This is a genomic window from Nitrospira sp. Kam-Ns4a (genome assembly GCF_965152595.1).
Map to the genome: position 1 here is coordinate 1157767 of NZ_OZ224218.1, position 13598 is coordinate 1171364.

18 protein-coding genes and 1 pseudogene are annotated in these 13598 nt (G+C 63.4%); 6 read left to right on the plus strand and 13 right to left on the minus strand.

The annotated features are described in order from the left end of the window. Positions 1 to 10: 10 nt before the first annotated feature. Both ACWHYQ_RS05735 and ACWHYQ_RS05740 read left to right on the plus strand, forming a co-directional pair. Positions 11 to 283: a type II toxin-antitoxin system Phd/YefM family antitoxin gene (locus tag ACWHYQ_RS05735; RefSeq protein WP_447974770.1), complete on the plus strand. Its 273-nt coding sequence runs from the start codon at positions 11 to 13 to the stop codon at positions 281 to 283. Continuing rightward, complete coding sequence (locus tag ACWHYQ_RS05740) at positions 280 to 672, plus strand: type II toxin-antitoxin system VapC family toxin (RefSeq protein ID WP_447974771.1); 393 nt, start codon at positions 280 to 282, stop codon at positions 670 to 672. The genes ACWHYQ_RS05735 and ACWHYQ_RS05740 overlap by 4 nt, the downstream gene beginning before the upstream one ends. 5 nt (positions 673 to 677) lie before the next feature. On the opposite strand, the gene ACWHYQ_RS05745 is transcribed toward ACWHYQ_RS05740, so the two are convergent. The 6 genes from ACWHYQ_RS05745 to ACWHYQ_RS05770 are packed head-to-tail and all read right to left on the minus strand — an operon-like array spanning position 678 to position 6460. Beyond that, complete coding sequence (locus ACWHYQ_RS05745) at positions 678 to 1868, minus strand: type III-B CRISPR module-associated Cmr3 family protein (RefSeq protein ID WP_447974772.1); 1191 nt, start codon at positions 1866 to 1868, stop codon at positions 678 to 680. Beyond that, positions 1865 to 3646, minus strand: a complete 1782-nt coding sequence (gene cas10, locus ACWHYQ_RS05750) for a type III-B CRISPR-associated protein Cas10/Cmr2 (RefSeq protein WP_447975528.1) — start codon at positions 3644 to 3646, stop codon at positions 1865 to 1867. Before cas10 (ACWHYQ_RS05750) ends, ACWHYQ_RS05745 begins: the two co-directional genes overlap by 4 nt. 12 nt (positions 3647 to 3658) lie before the next feature. Beyond that, complete coding sequence (gene cas10 / locus ACWHYQ_RS05755; protein WP_447974773.1) at positions 3659 to 4819, minus strand: type III-B CRISPR-associated protein Cas10/Cmr2; 1161 nt, start codon at positions 4817 to 4819, stop codon at positions 3659 to 3661. Positions 4820 to 4822: 3 nt separating this feature from the next. Beyond that, a complete protein-coding gene (locus ACWHYQ_RS05760) occupies positions 4823 to 5959 on the minus strand; it encodes an RAMP superfamily CRISPR-associated protein (protein WP_447974774.1) in 1137 nt (378 codons plus the stop codon). Between the two features lie 25 nt (positions 5960 to 5984). Continuing rightward, positions 5985 to 6206: a type II toxin-antitoxin system HicB family antitoxin gene (locus tag ACWHYQ_RS05765; RefSeq protein ID WP_447974775.1), complete on the minus strand. Its 222-nt coding sequence runs from the start codon at positions 6204 to 6206 to the stop codon at positions 5985 to 5987. After that, positions 6203 to 6460 carry a type II toxin-antitoxin system HicA family toxin gene (locus ACWHYQ_RS05770; protein ID WP_447974776.1) on the minus strand — a complete coding sequence of 86 codons (258 nt, stop codon included), beginning with the start codon at positions 6458 to 6460 and terminating at the stop codon, positions 6203 to 6205. The genes ACWHYQ_RS05765 and ACWHYQ_RS05770 overlap by 4 nt, the downstream gene beginning before the upstream one ends. A 314-nt stretch (positions 6461 to 6774) precedes the next feature. Between ACWHYQ_RS05770 and ACWHYQ_RS05775 the strand changes: the two genes are divergently transcribed. Then, entirely contained in the window at positions 6775 to 7059 is a 285-nt protein-coding gene (locus ACWHYQ_RS05775; RefSeq protein ID WP_447974777.1) for a type II toxin-antitoxin system HicB family antitoxin, read from the plus strand. Between the two features lie 15 nt (positions 7060 to 7074). Beyond that, positions 7075 to 7278: pseudogene (locus ACWHYQ_RS05780) on the plus strand (hypothetical protein); the annotation flags it as partial. Between the two features lie 181 nt (positions 7279 to 7459). Here the strand turns inward: ACWHYQ_RS05780 and ACWHYQ_RS05785 are convergent. From ACWHYQ_RS05785 to ACWHYQ_RS05805, 5 genes are read right to left on the minus strand one after another with little or no spacing between them, the layout of a single operon-like run. Beyond that, positions 7460 to 7864 carry a nucleotidyl transferase AbiEii/AbiGii toxin family protein gene (locus ACWHYQ_RS05785; RefSeq protein ID WP_447974778.1) on the minus strand — a complete coding sequence of 135 codons (405 nt, stop codon included), beginning with the start codon at positions 7862 to 7864 and terminating at the stop codon, positions 7460 to 7462. Positions 7865 to 7911: 47 nt separating this feature from the next. Further along, positions 7912 to 8103, minus strand: coding sequence for a hypothetical protein (locus tag ACWHYQ_RS05790; RefSeq protein WP_447974779.1), 192 nt, complete (start codon positions 8101 to 8103; stop codon positions 7912 to 7914). After that, positions 8090 to 8335 carry a DUF6922 domain-containing protein gene (locus ACWHYQ_RS05795; protein WP_447974780.1) on the minus strand — a complete coding sequence of 82 codons (246 nt, stop codon included), beginning with the start codon at positions 8333 to 8335 and terminating at the stop codon, positions 8090 to 8092. The genes ACWHYQ_RS05790 and ACWHYQ_RS05795 overlap by 14 nt, the downstream gene beginning before the upstream one ends. Further along, positions 8332 to 9474 carry a DUF2130 domain-containing protein gene (locus ACWHYQ_RS05800; RefSeq protein WP_447974781.1) on the minus strand — a complete coding sequence of 381 codons (1143 nt, stop codon included), beginning with the start codon at positions 9472 to 9474 and terminating at the stop codon, positions 8332 to 8334. The genes ACWHYQ_RS05795 and ACWHYQ_RS05800 overlap by 4 nt, the downstream gene beginning before the upstream one ends. Next, a complete protein-coding gene (locus ACWHYQ_RS05805) occupies positions 9471 to 10550 on the minus strand; it encodes a putative CRISPR-associated protein (protein WP_447974782.1) in 1080 nt (359 codons plus the stop codon). The genes ACWHYQ_RS05800 and ACWHYQ_RS05805 overlap by 4 nt, the downstream gene beginning before the upstream one ends. Before the next feature lie 131 nt (positions 10551 to 10681). On the opposite strand from ACWHYQ_RS05805, the gene ACWHYQ_RS05810 reads away from it, so the two are divergent. Next, positions 10682 to 11374, plus strand: coding sequence for a HEPN domain-containing protein (locus ACWHYQ_RS05810; RefSeq protein ID WP_447974783.1), 693 nt, complete (start codon positions 10682 to 10684; stop codon positions 11372 to 11374). A 26-nt stretch (positions 11375 to 11400) separates the two neighbouring features. On the opposite strand, the gene csm6 is transcribed toward ACWHYQ_RS05810, so the two are convergent. Next, complete coding sequence (gene csm6 / locus ACWHYQ_RS05815) at positions 11401 to 12519, minus strand: CRISPR-associated ring nuclease Csm6 (RefSeq protein ID WP_447974784.1); 1119 nt, start codon at positions 12517 to 12519, stop codon at positions 11401 to 11403. 222 nt (positions 12520 to 12741) lie between these two features. Between csm6 and ACWHYQ_RS05820 the strand changes: the two genes are divergently transcribed. Continuing rightward, entirely contained in the window at positions 12742 to 13095 is a 354-nt protein-coding gene (locus tag ACWHYQ_RS05820; RefSeq protein ID WP_447974785.1) for a hypothetical protein, read from the plus strand. A 9-nt stretch (positions 13096 to 13104) separates the two neighbouring features. Here the strand turns inward: ACWHYQ_RS05820 and ACWHYQ_RS05825 are convergent, their stop codons facing one another. Continuing rightward, entirely contained in the window at positions 13105 to 13581 is a 477-nt protein-coding gene (locus ACWHYQ_RS05825) for a DUF4149 domain-containing protein (RefSeq protein ID WP_447974786.1), read from the minus strand. Positions 13582 to 13598 lie beyond the last annotated feature (17 nt).

The following is a 13598-nucleotide window of genomic DNA, read 5'->3' on the forward strand; positions in this document are numbered from 1 at the left end:
GACCAAGTTGATGACCTATTCTTTGACCATGTCCAATGTCGTCAATCTCCATGAGGCAAAAGCTCATCTCTCCGAACTGCTCGATCGGGTCGAGGCCGGAGAAACTGTCGTGATCTGCCGCCGCAACAAGCCAGTGGCCGAGCTGAAGCCGATTCCCATATCGAGCGTGACGGAACCGCGTCCGATCGGATTGGCCAAGGGTATGGGCCATGTCCTGCCCTCGTTCTTCGAGCCTCTTGACGAGGAGTTGCTCGCGCTGTTCGAGGGCCGTGGAGCCTCGTGAGGCTGCTGCTCGATAGCTGCACCTTCTTGTGGCTGATCTGGGACGAGCCGGAGTTGTCGCAGGAGGCCCGCGCCCATATCGCCGATCCCCGCAACGAGGTGTACCTGAGTTCGATCTCTCTCTGGGAAATCCTGGTCAAACACCGGGCTGGTCGTCTGGCCCTGTCCAAACCAGTTGATCCCGAGCGGTATTATGTCGAACAACGAGAGGCTCATCGCATCGCGCCCTTGCCGTTGACCGAGGAGGCTGTTGCGCAGATGGTCAAGCTGCCGGCCCTGCACCGAGACCCCTTCGACCGTATGCTGGTCTGTCAAGCCATCGCCCATGGCTTGGTCGTCTGCACTCCCGATCGCGCGATCCAGCAGTATCCGGTTCGCACGGTGTGGTAGCTGCCTCATGGCCAGAGACCCCAGGTGAACCGGTTGAAGCCCTCGGCTCGCCGAGCGGTATCCTCCGGCGGATCGCTCCAGAGGCCCTGATTGACCAACTCGCGAAGCCGCTCCGGCGTCGCATTGAGCTGATCCAGCCAATAGACCGATCCGGTCGGCGCCGCCCGCTGCGCGGGCTTCGGTTGCCACTTCGCGAGGTCCCAGCCCGAGATGACCTCCGCCCGCGGGACGGCCGCGCAGACCAGACGGGCCCTGACCCCGTGCAAGTCGAAGTGGATGGTGCCGTCGTCTTCCCGCCGACAGCCGGTCGGCAACCACCCTCCGGGGAAGATCCCCGGACTCGTGAGGGTGAGACGACATCGGCGGCTCTTCACAATGTCCTCCACAAGATCGGGCTTGCCCGGAATCGATGAGACCCGATGCGCGCGGGCCGCACGCCCGTCGCCGCCAAACCGCAGCATGAGCCCGTTCGGAATGGTTGCTCCTTCGACCTCGGCGAGAAACCCGACATCGTAGTTGCACCCGTTGTCCCCGGCCTGATGTCGTTTTTTCATCGCGACAGCCTGGACGGTGAAGAGTTTACCTTCAGCCGCGCTGCGCTTGGCTGGATCGAGCCCCACGCCGACGCGGGTGTCGAATACCCAGAGGTCCGAAGTCTTCACGAGATGCCGCTTTGGACCGAGTGCCTTGCCCTGGAGATAGGTCAACCAGCCCTCGTGCGTCAGCCAGTAGCCGCTTTCCGGCTTGGAGCGCTCCCGCTCCGGGAGCACGGCGTGTCGCGGGGTTGCCACCGAGGACTTGAGACCGTTCGGCAGTTCCTGGGGCCTCATAGGTACACATTCGAGCTTGCCGCCCCCCTCGCGCCGGATGACAAGATCGGCCGGTGGGGCATAGAGTGGCTCGACTCGCCCGTCGGCAAAGCGGCGGGCGAGACGGAACTCTGTCATCCGAAATGGACCGGGAGTGGCCGGCGTGCCCAGTTCGGGGTCGGAAACCTGACCCGCCGCGAACTGCTGAAGGTCCACACCCTTGTGTGCCAGCAGCGCCGAGCGGATCGCACCCGCCGCGACCGAGGGCCAGGGCGGCACGAGCGATTCACCGAAACTGCCCGGATCGCCGAAGAGCTTGTTGCCGCGCAGGACCAACACATCGAGCGGCTCGATGAAGACGGTCTGTCTGGTTGCCGTTGCGATCATCGCCCCTCCTCGGTTCCCCTTGAGCGGCCTGCTGTTGCCGTGACTGGTGCCGCCTCGTCGGGCCAGCCCCGCGCCTCGCGTGCGAGAAACTCCGCCACACCCATGAAGCGCGTGAGCCAGTCGAGGCGATCCTTCTCGCTCTTTGCACAAGCCAGCGCCGCAATCCGCTGGCACAATTGAGGTCCTTTATGTTGTTGCCACGTTGCCTCGCGGGAGGTCTGCCGTTTGAACTGATAGGCCAGCAGGCTCCCCAGCATCTCTGGCGAGGCGTCGCGGGGGAGGTCCTTGAGCCACACGAGGCTGTTGTACACCGCGCGGCGCGACACCGCCGGATCAGCGAGGAATTTGCGCAGAGCCAGCAGCGCCTCCAGCGGTTCCCCCCACTTGGCGGTGAAGGTAAGCATCCCACCCGAGCGTTTGATGACGGTGATCGAGAAGGCATCGCGGTCACCGTCTTGCTTCGCCCGCTTCTCGGCCGCTCGCAACTCCCGCAGCACCATGGCGAGTGGCGCCTGATAATGGGCGATGACCGCCCCGCAGGAAGCGGTGGCTTGCGTGCCCATGACTTGGTACAACCGATTCTCCAATTGGACAAACCCGCGCTTGAAGTTCATCTTCGAGGTGAGGCTTGATTGCTGTCGTCCGTCCAGGAACCCTCCTGAGTACGCGAGGCGCAACAAGCCCATCGCCTTGACCAAGTCGCGTACGCAGACCATGGCCATGACGTCATCACCGCCGGCATAGAGCACCTTCCCGAGACATTCGTCTTCCACCACATGCCGCACCAGATCGAGGGCAAAGCCGTTCAGCGCGGCGGATATGGCCATGTGGCGGGCCGGTGATATAGGACGTGGAACCTCAAGGTACTTGCGGAGGCCTTCGTGGTTGTACGCCCGTAGCCCTTCAACCACCCGAGAGTGAAATACCTTCTCGTACGACAAAGCCTGCTTACCTGAAAGCCATTCACCCAGGCGGTCACCATCCATGAGGAGGAGACCGTAGTAGCGTTCGGTCGGCTGGCCGATGGCTGTCTCGATCTGGGTCACGACCTTGGCAATCGAGGCTTCTTCCTGTTCATCCTCCACCCGCTCGCGCTCCTGCTCGATCAGAGCAGGCAGACGCGTGGCGACCTCCCACCACTCGCGCTCGCGCAACGCCCTGCGCATGAGCCGCCGCGGCAGAGCCGGACGCTTGAGTGTCCTGGTTTGCTCTGCCAGCCTCTGGTAGGCCTCGCGAGCCTTCAGATCCGCTGGCCCGTATGTCATGAACCGTTCGAGCGAGGGGGCCAAGGCCATGACATGCGTCGAGACGACGTAGCGGCTCAGATCGGGTTGGTCGGCAAGGCCCTGGTACCATCGGCTGTCCTTGATCCAGTCGGTGAATCGTTCCGGCCACAGCCGCTTGATCAGGCCAAAGGCCGACAGGTGTTCCCCCTTCTTCGCCCAGGAGGGCTTTGCGTTCGACACTCGGGCCCACAGGATATCGGTCCGTCTTCGCGGAGAGCCTTGATCGAGTTGCGCTTCATCGAGGGTCAACCATTCATGTTCCCCCGTGAGAGAATCCCGGTAGCCTCGCTGGGTGAGTTGCGAGAAACAGCGGGCGCTCTTGGCTGCGGCCAAGGTCCGTTCCCCGAGCTCGTGGATGGCCGGATAGAGGATGCCGTCATTGGGCTCCCAAAACCGCCAGCCTTGCTCTGGCTGGATGGGATTCGTGAGGATTGTCCAGGCCTCGCTCGCGAAGAAGGCTGGTCTCTCACCAGCGGGACCAAACGCTTGCAGAGATGATTCGGCTTACGCTGCATCGACCCACGGCACGACCGACCAGTGGACTTCTGGGAAATCTTTGAGCTGTTCTTCGATCTGTCGGTAGCAGTATTGACCCTGCGGTTGTTCGCCGATGGCTTGGAGCACTCGGTTTAGCATGCCCCGCGCTTCATCGAGGACCCGCTGGCGGAGCCGGTCTCGAATCTTGCTCGCGAGTTGCGCGGCCTCACGCTCCGGGACGATCGCGACGAACTTGTTGGGCAGCGCCGCCACGAACAGCGGGTTGTAATCCGTCTTCGTGTCGTTCCACGCCGTGGTCTTGAAGAGATCCGCCCGGACACCCTGCTCGATCAACCAGAGGTCCACCACTGGCACGCCGCGAAGCTGTGGGAAGAGGATGGCATCCGGCCCGTAGGCTTCGGCGACCTTCTGCATGGCCTGCCAGGCCAGCGTCGAGAGGAAATGCGAGCCGGCCCACAGGTCCGAGGTCGAGCGAGCCGCCGCAATGAAATCTTGGACGGGGCCGATGGAGAGCGTGAGCAGCGCCGGCCGATTGTCGCCAGCCATCGCACCGGCCAGAGCGGATGCCAAATCGAGATGCTGCCAGATGGTGTGGTCCGGTGTTCTGGTGTCAGCGGGAAGAAGATTCCACAAAGGGCCAATGCCTTCGAGTTCTTTTCCCAGTTCCGGACCGAATCGCCAAAAGGCGAGCGCGGTGAGCCGATAATCTGGTGAGTCGTCCGGCTTGTGGTGAATCAGTTGCTTCAAGTGGTCCCTGCTGACTGCCTTGATATGCTCGGCCAGGATCTGCTGGCCGATGTTTCGGACCTCATAGCGCTCGTCCGACGAAAGCGGATGCACCAGCTCGCCCTCGTCAGCAAAGCGCACTTGCGCCCACGGGACGAACCGCTCGGTGGTATCTTTGGGGAACTGCGCTCGGTCGGCTGCTGCGGCCCAATGGTCGGCTCGTTCGACGATCGTTTCTATGTCGGCGCCGAGGTCCAATTTGTCCACGGTCGAGCCGTCCCGGCGCGTCACAGTCCGCGTAGCAAAGCCGAGCGCCTTGCCGACCTCGACAATACTGCCGCCTTTGTGGCCTGCTGGATCGCGGAGCAACACCAACGCCTTTTCGGCCGGGTCGTGGAGGCGAGCAGCCAGTTTGGTTTGCCAGAGGAGGTCGTTGCTCATGGGTTACTCCGAGATTCGTTCGAGAACCACCCTATCCAACTCTGGCTTAAGCTTCCCTCGTCTCGTCTCATCCTCAATCAGGCGATAGGTCCGACTGTTCTTCGGCTGGCACAGCTCATCGAGCAAGGCGTGCACGGTCTGCCAGGTGCGCTCGATCGCCGATCGGTTCGGCCCGAACTCTTGCGGCGGGAGGCACGGCAGATGCACGATCACCCCGACGAGCTTCTTGGGATCGTTAGGCGCGGGGCGCACCTTGAAGCGGAGGGTGTTGGGCAACCGCAGGTTGCGTTTCTGCCACTCACGAACCATATGCGTGGTGATTGGATAACTGAGCCAATGCCGTTCCAACGGGCGAGAATGAGGTGGCTTCACAGACGGTGGAAACACAAACTGCGTCCGCAGCCCGATCTTGGTAACGGCCAGTGTCTTCATCAACGACTTCCAATCTTCATGGGGTTTTGTCTGCCAGATGAGCGGGCCCTTGTCGTCTCTACCGATGGCGTGGGGCCAGTCGAGGTTCAACGCGTCTTGCCACTTGCGCGCAGTGACCGTGTCGCTTAGAGCCGGCGTGCCGTTGGTTGGGGTCAGGGTGAACGACCCCCAGCCGTTTCGGCTTCGCCCGCCCACCGTACCATAGCGGTCCATGAGCCAGAGCGCGCGTTGCAGACGAGCAGCGTGCTCATCAGGTGTCGCGAGGGAGAGGGTCGCGGACTCGCCGACATTGACGACGGTCTTGATTTTGTCGCTTAGTTTGGTACCGCCTCGCCCATCGAGCGGCCCGTAGCCCAGATAGGCATGGGGACCAACCTTGTAGTTTGTCCGTTGCACTTCGGGGTGCATGACAGGAGATTGCTCCAGACCTTCCCAGCTCTTCAGATTACCTGGCTCCCATCGGTCCAATCGTAGCCGCACGAGACTTTTCCGATAGTCATTCTCCAGCCACGCATTGCCGAACAGGAGCCCCTCTTCTCGGCGCATGTCCTCGACCTTCACGGTGAAGCCGTGCTCGGCGGCGTACACCATCCGCCACCATTCCCGCAGGAGATGTTTGAATGGCGGCGTCCGCCAGCGGCCATTTTGCTCGGCATCGCCCAGGAAGGCCGGGGTGAGGAATCGGACGGTGTAGTCGAGTGTGATCATTGTGTGCCCCTGTCGCGCGTCCGCGCTACCGAGTGGCTTGATAGATCGCCGGCCGGTAGCGGGGCTCCGGAATCGGCTTGCCTGTCGCGCGTGCTGCGTCCAACCACGCTGCCTTGGCCTGCTCGACCTGAGCCAAAGCTTCTTCGGGTGTGCGCCCGAAGGCGGAGCAGGATTCCAGATCCGGAATATCTGCGATGTATCCGCCGTCTTCCTCGCTATAGAAAATGTTGATGTGGTAATCGCTCATGGCTCGTCCTCCAGCCGAAGATTGTATCGTTCCACCAGTCGCAAGAATTGGCGAATCTGATAGGGTTTGGCTTCTCCGTCAACCTCCTGAAGATTGACCAGTTCCGTGATCGCAGGATGTTCGAAGATGTGATGGCTCCCGCTGACCCGCTTGAGTTCGAATCCGAAGCCTTCAACCAACCGTTGCATGTCGCGAAACGAGACATTGTCGAGATGACCGCTTGCGATTCGTCCGAGTAGTTTCCGAAGATTCATGTGCGCGGCGTCACCGTCGTCTGTGCGCCACGCCACCGGTCGCTCTGCTCGGCATCGCCGAGAAAGGCTGGGGTGAGGAATCGGACGGTGTACTCCATCTTCGTCATTGCGCCCATGGTTCGCTGTCCTGCTCTCTGCCTACGGGGCCGTCTCTCTACCGATTTCCATCGAGCCTGTCCAGCACGGAAACGTTGCCCACGGATGATTGGTGCGTTGGCGTCTTCGACTGAACGCAGAGCCGGTCATTGACCGCTCCCCCTTCCCTGGCTTATGGTAGTGATGTTTGCCGCTTTATCAGGGAGCCATTGCGTACGATGACTTCTCGCGTCAGCGTCGTGATCGAGCGCGACGAGCACGGGTATTTCGCCTACAGTCCGGAACTGAAAGGGTGCCATACGCAAGGGGAGACCCTCGACGAGGTGATGGCCAATATCCGTGAGGCGATCGAGTTGTATGTGGACACGCTCTCGCCTGACGAACGAGCTGCACTCCTCAGCCGTGAAATCCTGACGACCGCATCGAGGTCCGCAGTGCCTAAACCGCCACGGTTAACGGCACCGAAGGCGGAAACGATGTTGTTGCAAGCCGGATTTACCTAGCTCCGCACGAAAGGGAATCACCGGATTTATTCCAAGGGCTCGGAGCGCATCGTTCTGCCTTTTCATCCCGGCCGGACCCTGCACCCCAAGATCGTCAAACAGGTTCTTGAAGCGGTGGCCAGCCAACACGATCCGCTTGATCCTTCCCACTGCCGGCAACCGCAGCAGCGCCTTCAACGGCGGGGTGCGCCACCGGCCATGCTGCTCAGCATCCCTTAGCAAGGCCGGAGTGAGAAAGCGCACGGTATAGGTAAACCTCGACATTGGTACCATCGTTCGTGCCAGCCTATAGTTTCACTAGGTGTTAGCTTTTGCAGATTTCCGTCTCTCTTGTCCAGCGCGGAAACGTTGCCGCCTGCCCGAGGCCTCGTCGTCTGGCCGTCGCCCGGCCAGACGCCTTTTACGCACCCACTTCCATCAAGACCGTCGCATGCGCCTTGGCGTGCTCGGCGAAGAACCGCGTGACTGTCTCCCTGGCGACCGGGTTCAGGAGCCGGGGATCGGGGTCTTGCTCCGCATCCTCGAAATAGACCAGTGACTTGGCGATGTGTGCCGGGTTGGGCGTAGGATCCGTATACATAGCCCGCAGCCGTTCGACGAGCTGGCGCAGGGGCCGTTCCTGCAGGATCGCATACAAGTCGTAGAAATCCTTCTTGGCGCCGCGTTGGCTCACCGCGACGAGCTTCATGGCGCCGATGTCCTCGATCGGCGCGATGGGCCTCCCGTGCAATCGCTCGATGGGAGGCCCAAAGGCGGGCCGGAAGGCCATGAACGTGCAGCGCATGTTTGCCAGCAGACATTCCACGGTATCTGTTCGCTCCTGCAGCATGGTGATGGGGCGTCCGAGCGCACTCAATCGGCCGGCCAGTCCGGGGGGAACGCGTCGGGCCGACAGAACCAGTCGAAATCCACCGAAATCCGATGCCCGAGTTGTAGCGCCAGTCCGGTCTCGCCGGCGAGGACGAAGTCTGTCCCCGCCAAGCTCGCACAGAGGGCCGGTGCCAGGTCCCTGGCCTCTGGGGTCAGCGCCTCAAGCCTGAGCAAGGTAGAGTCTCCAGAAGTTCCGGTCACGGGCCGGCAGTCGCCGGCTGTGTTGCGCAATGTCACGAAGCGCCTCTATTGGGTACTGGGCCAGCAGCCACCGGAAGGTCTCCGGTGTGGTCTTCTCCATGAGCCGCTCGGCGATGAAGCACTCGTGCTCGACGAGATCCAACCGGTCGAAGTCGGTATCCCAGAAATACGGCCGCAGGAACTCGGGCAGGCGCGCCTCACTCACGTCGCCTCCTCCGGTGAAGGCAGTGCCCCAAGGTCGAGCGCGGGGATTTCCGGCCACTGGCCCCCGATCGCCCCGCGGATGGCGCCATACATGCCGGCGGTGTTCGTCATGAGCCGCTCGATCTGCTTGGCGCGCTCGGCCCAGAGTTTCTCCATCGCCCGGCGCTCCTTCGCGAGTTGGTCTTCCATCGCCTTGAAGGTTTCCACCAGCGCCTCGACCCGGTGGCGGAACTCGTCGCCGGCAAGGTACCGATACAGGGCCGCCATTTTCTCCTGCATCCCTTCGGCGGCCTGCCTGGCGAAGGCGGTCCGGATGAGTTGCTCGCGCAGCGCGACGGCGAGGGGGAGGTAGCAGGCGAGGCTCGTGACCCACACGCCGTCCACCAGGCCGAAGGTCGTGACCTCCTCCGGCAGGGCCACCGACACCAGCACGGCGACGCCGGCCCCTGCCGCCCGCTGATCGTCCTTGAGCTTGGCGAGCCAGGCCGGGCTCCAGCCTTTGGTGTTCTTGGTCTCCCAGATGATGGTCCCACAGGGCCGCAGGCTCCCGTCGCGCACTTCCTGGATGACATCGGCGCCGCGCATGCCCTTGGGCACCGGCTTGATGTGATCTTGCGGAAACGCTCGCGAGAGGCTTGCCTCGAGGTCCAACTCCAATACTTCGCCCTGTCGCTCCTGGGATCCCTGCTCGCTTTTGCGGCGGGCTTCTTCGAGCAGGGCCTTGAGGTCTTCGATCTGCTTGTCCTTCTCCTTGAGCTTGAGCGCCTGCTCGTCGGCGGCGAGCTTGCGGAGCTGCTCTTCGAGCTTCTGTTTTTCGGCATCCACCCGGCGCGCGACCTCCAAGTCCAGCTCGCGGGCTCGCGCTTCGAGCGCGGCCTTCTCCTTGCGCAGGGCCAGCTCGGCCTCCTGGGCTTCCCGGGTCTTGCGCTCCTGTTCGGCCAGTTGCTCGCGCAGGAGCTTGAGGTCTTGCGCACTCTGCTCCTTGGCTCGGCTCTCAGCCTGCTTGACGGCCGACTGGATCTGAGCCTCGTAGGCGCGCTTGAGATCCGTTTCGACCGCCGCGCGCACTTGGGCCACCAAGGCCTCCGTTAGGGGGATCGCGGCCCCACAGGCGGGGCAGTGAATCGTGGACATCGTCATCGGAGCCTCTCCGCCAGGTCCGCCGCCGCCGCCTGGGCTTTCCTTGCGTCATCTTCGGACAGAAACACGTAGGCCTTGGTGGTCGCATCATGGGTTGCGTAGATGGCGATCACGCGGTCGCCATGGGCTGGATCGGGCTCGATGGTCGAGCGGCCCGGCCGGCTCGGGTTGTAGTGAAAGGTCTGAATCCTCGTGACATACGGCACGGCACGAATGCGCTCCAGCCATTCGGCCAAGCGGCGGTGCTTGCCGGCGTTCCCGTCCTCGTAGTGAATTTTCTTGGCCTCCGGTACCAGACCCGAGGCTTTGGGCAGCAGCAAGTCGGCCTGCGCGCGGAACCGGTCGCGAAAGCCTTCGTGGTACAGGGTGCCCAGCGCGCTCAAGGTTGCCAAGCCCTGGCTGGTGTCCACCAAGACCTTGAGGCGGTCGGGCAGCGCCCTGAGCCGCGTATCATCGGCCCGCAGGAACTCGCCCTGTTCGCCTTCGTCAAGCGCCTCGAGGATGGGGCGATAGGCGAGCCATTCCGTCATGTCGAACGAGATGGGCAGCGGCGGCAGGGGAATGGCGGTCGGGAAGGACTCGAATTGGTAGTAGACCGGCACGCCGAACACCTGGCCGATGAGGCCAGCGAAGGAGATTTGCGCCTTGTAGCCGCCGGTGGCGTTGATGGCGACCGGCTGGCCGTTCATGCTCGCGTTGCGATAGACCGTGGCAATGTGCTTGACGAGATTCCGCAAGCCCTGGGCAAAGGCCTTGGGATCATTGCCCTGCAACTTCTCGACGACATGCGAGTTGGCACGGAATCCCCAGTGCTGGCTCATGGCCACCAGGACATCCCCGACGAAGGCTCCCTCCCGCGTGTCCGACACGAGGAACAGGAGGCGATCGCCTGGCGTCACCGCACGCTGATCCCTCAACGAGCGGATGGAGGTCAATTCGGCACCGAGCTTCCGGTCGGTCTCGGGCAGGTTCCGCAGGGCGTCTAGCAAACGGGCGCGGTGGGTCTCGTCATAGCGATCGCCGAACTCCTTCCAGGTTGTCAGGATCGACGTGCCGACGGTGTTGATGAGGATCATGGCTGTGGCCCGCTCCTGTTGCTGGTCACCGTTTTAACAAGCATCTGGCACCCAGTCCATGACGGAAACGTTGCCGGATGCGGGGGTTTGTGCTAGGTTTCCGCTGGATTTTGGAGAGTCCACTCCACGCGATGGCACAGGCAACTCCTCTTGAGGCCAGCGACCGCCGTACACGGTTGCGTCAGGAACTCGAACGTATTCGGCAGGTGTTGGCCAACGAGCCCACCGTGCTTCAACTCCGTGTGTTTGGCTCCGTGGCGACGGAGCGTGTTCATGAGTGGAGCGACCTCGATCTGTTCGTCGTCATGCGCTCGTCGGAGCCGTTTGTGTCTCGATCGGCCAGATTAGCCACCCTGACTCATCCCCGGGTCGGCGTCCAGTTCCTGGCGTATACCCCTGAAGAGGCGGCCGCCTGCCTGCACCGCCCGTTCTTCCGGGAAGAAATCCTGAAGAAGGGAGCTGTTATGCCCTTACATCCACAGGAGGATGCGACTCGTTGGTTGACGTTTGCCGCCGAGGATCTCCGCATGGCGGAACTCGCCCTCGAGGACGGGTTGTTCAATCAAGCCTGTTTCCATGCACAACAGTGCGCCGAGAAAGCCTTGAAGGCGCTGTGTGCGCGGCGAGGTGAGGCGATTCTACGGACGCATGCGCTCATGGACTTGTGTGACCGGCTTCCTGACGAGGACCATCGGCACATGGTTGCCGTGATGGATGCGCTCCCAGGTCTCCTCCCCTCCGGCATGCCGCAGCGGGTTCATGCCGACACGTCCCTCGCCACCGCTCGATCGGTCTTGGACGTCGTGACTCCTCTGTGCCGGTGAGGGCTCTTCACCCGATCCTGATCCAGTCACCCCATCGAGATCTTTGTCTTGTCGAGCGCCAGGCCGTAGGCGGTCTCACCTTTGGGGCCGGCCGAGCGCACTCGGTAGGGATTCTCGGTCCCGACAAGCCCGACGGCGCTGTCCAGCTTGTTGTTCAGCTTACTGACGAGCGAGCGGAATTGGTTGGCGATATCTTTCTCGTCGCTACTCTCCTCCAGCACCGGACAACCGGCTCGTTCGGCCAGCAGGTGCCGTGTGGCTTCCCAGGTGCTTTTCGTAAACGTCACATAACAGTCGGTACAGTCGCCGCACGTGCGGAGATCGTGGCGCGTGCAATGTTGGAGCTTGGTGCGGGCCAGCGCCCGATAGAGCGCCATCTGTGTCGGAGTGAGCGTCACGATCCGGTCACCGATGCGTATACCGGCATCCCGCGCGGTGAGCCGGACCGGTTCGGGATCCTGTAACAAGCGGAGCCGCCGGTTGGCAGTCTCGACGATCGCGCTGAACGGGCCGATCGTCCGATGCGGTTGGGCCGGCAGGAGTCCGCGCAGGCGCACATAGGGAAGTTCTGCCAGCTCGATGCGGGCCTGGTTGGTGTGGAGACGCCGCCCGTCCCGCGCGGTCACCCATCCCGGACGTGTCGGGGGAAAGAAGAAGCGATCGAGCGACTCGAATTCCGGCGGCACCAGGACATGGTAGAGCCGATCGTGCTCCCGCCCGAACAACTGCAGCGCGCTCGCCAACAGCACGCCCATCGTCTTGCGGCCGCCCGCCACCGAGCAGTGCAGCCGGGCGTCCGGTCGCTCGGTCTGCCGGCGGATGAACGCCGCGATCTGATCGGCCATCGCTGCATTGTCCTGCTCGGTCCGGACGTCCTCCAGCGGGCGTCCGCCCGCCCCGGTGAGCACGACGATGTGCGACGCCGGGCAGCGCGGCGCCGGTCTCGGCCGGTACTCGCGGACAAACTGCGTCAGCGCGCGATTCGCTCCCAGCAGTTTGTCGAGGCACGCCGTGCGGCCGGCTTGCGTGGTCAGGATCCAGACTTCGGCGGGGTGGATCGGCGGGGTACGGTGATGCAGCGCCCAGAGGGTTTCGGTCACGACTTGCGGCGTGAGCCCGCACAAGGCGACCAGCACATCCCGCATAGCGGCCCTCCGGCTCCCCGGCCGGAACGAGGATGCCGGAAGTCGCGTCTGTAGTCAAGCCGTTCCCCGACGGCTTCCGGTCCGCACGCCGGCAGGGGGCTTCCCCGTGCCGTTTCGCTTTCGCTGGCGGCCGGCGGGCGTTCTGCGTATACTACGGCGCTCTTGCGCCGGCGTCCAGATGCGGGCGCCAACTCCCACCCTATATTTAAGGCGAGGTTGTCCATGCGATTCGTTGGCGTCATGGTCGCGGTCCTCCTGCTCGCCGGCGGCTGCGCGAGCCAGATGGAGCCCGGGGTCCGGGGTCCCTACCAGACCTGGGACGACGTGATCAACCGGTGGATCGGGAAGAACAAGCAGGACCTCTACTACGAGCTGGGCCCGCCGAACCTGCACCCGAAGGAGTCCGCCGACGGCATGGTCGAGATGGTCTGGGATTTCACGATTGACCGGATGCCGGGCCAGGCCGATGAGTATCACCTGCTCCCGCTCTATGGGCAGGGCGAAAACTGCCAGCTCATCTTCTTCGCCGACGCGAACGGCGTGATCCGCTCGGGGCACCGCAAGGGCTGCGACTGACGCGAAGGCCTACGTGCGGGCCAGTGTCACCGCGAGCAGCAGCACCAGGAGCGAGACGACCAGCGCGGCCCGGCCGAGCCAGGGGGAGAAGCGTACCAACGCCGCGGCGAGCGGCGACTCGGGGGCCAGGGCGCCGCGCCGCAACGCGGCCGCCTTGGGACCGAGCCAGAAGTCGTGGGCGGCGGAGAGCGCGATCAGGAGCGCGACGAGCAGCAGCTTCGCCTTGAGCACCAGCGGCCAGCCGGCCGGATCGGCGAGCGAGTCGCCCCGCAGGACCAGCAGCACCGGCCCGGTCGTGAGGAGCACCAGCACCGCCGTCCAGACCAGAAACCGAAACCGGAGCCCGACGGCCTGGAAGAGCTGGCCGCACTGGGCGGCGAAGGCCTCCCGCTTGAGGACGGGGACGAGCGCAAGAGTCAGGAATAGCATCCCGCCGATCCAGACGAACGCCGCCAGCATGTGAATCCAGGTCAGAAAGATCAGCATGGGACGAACCCCGACGG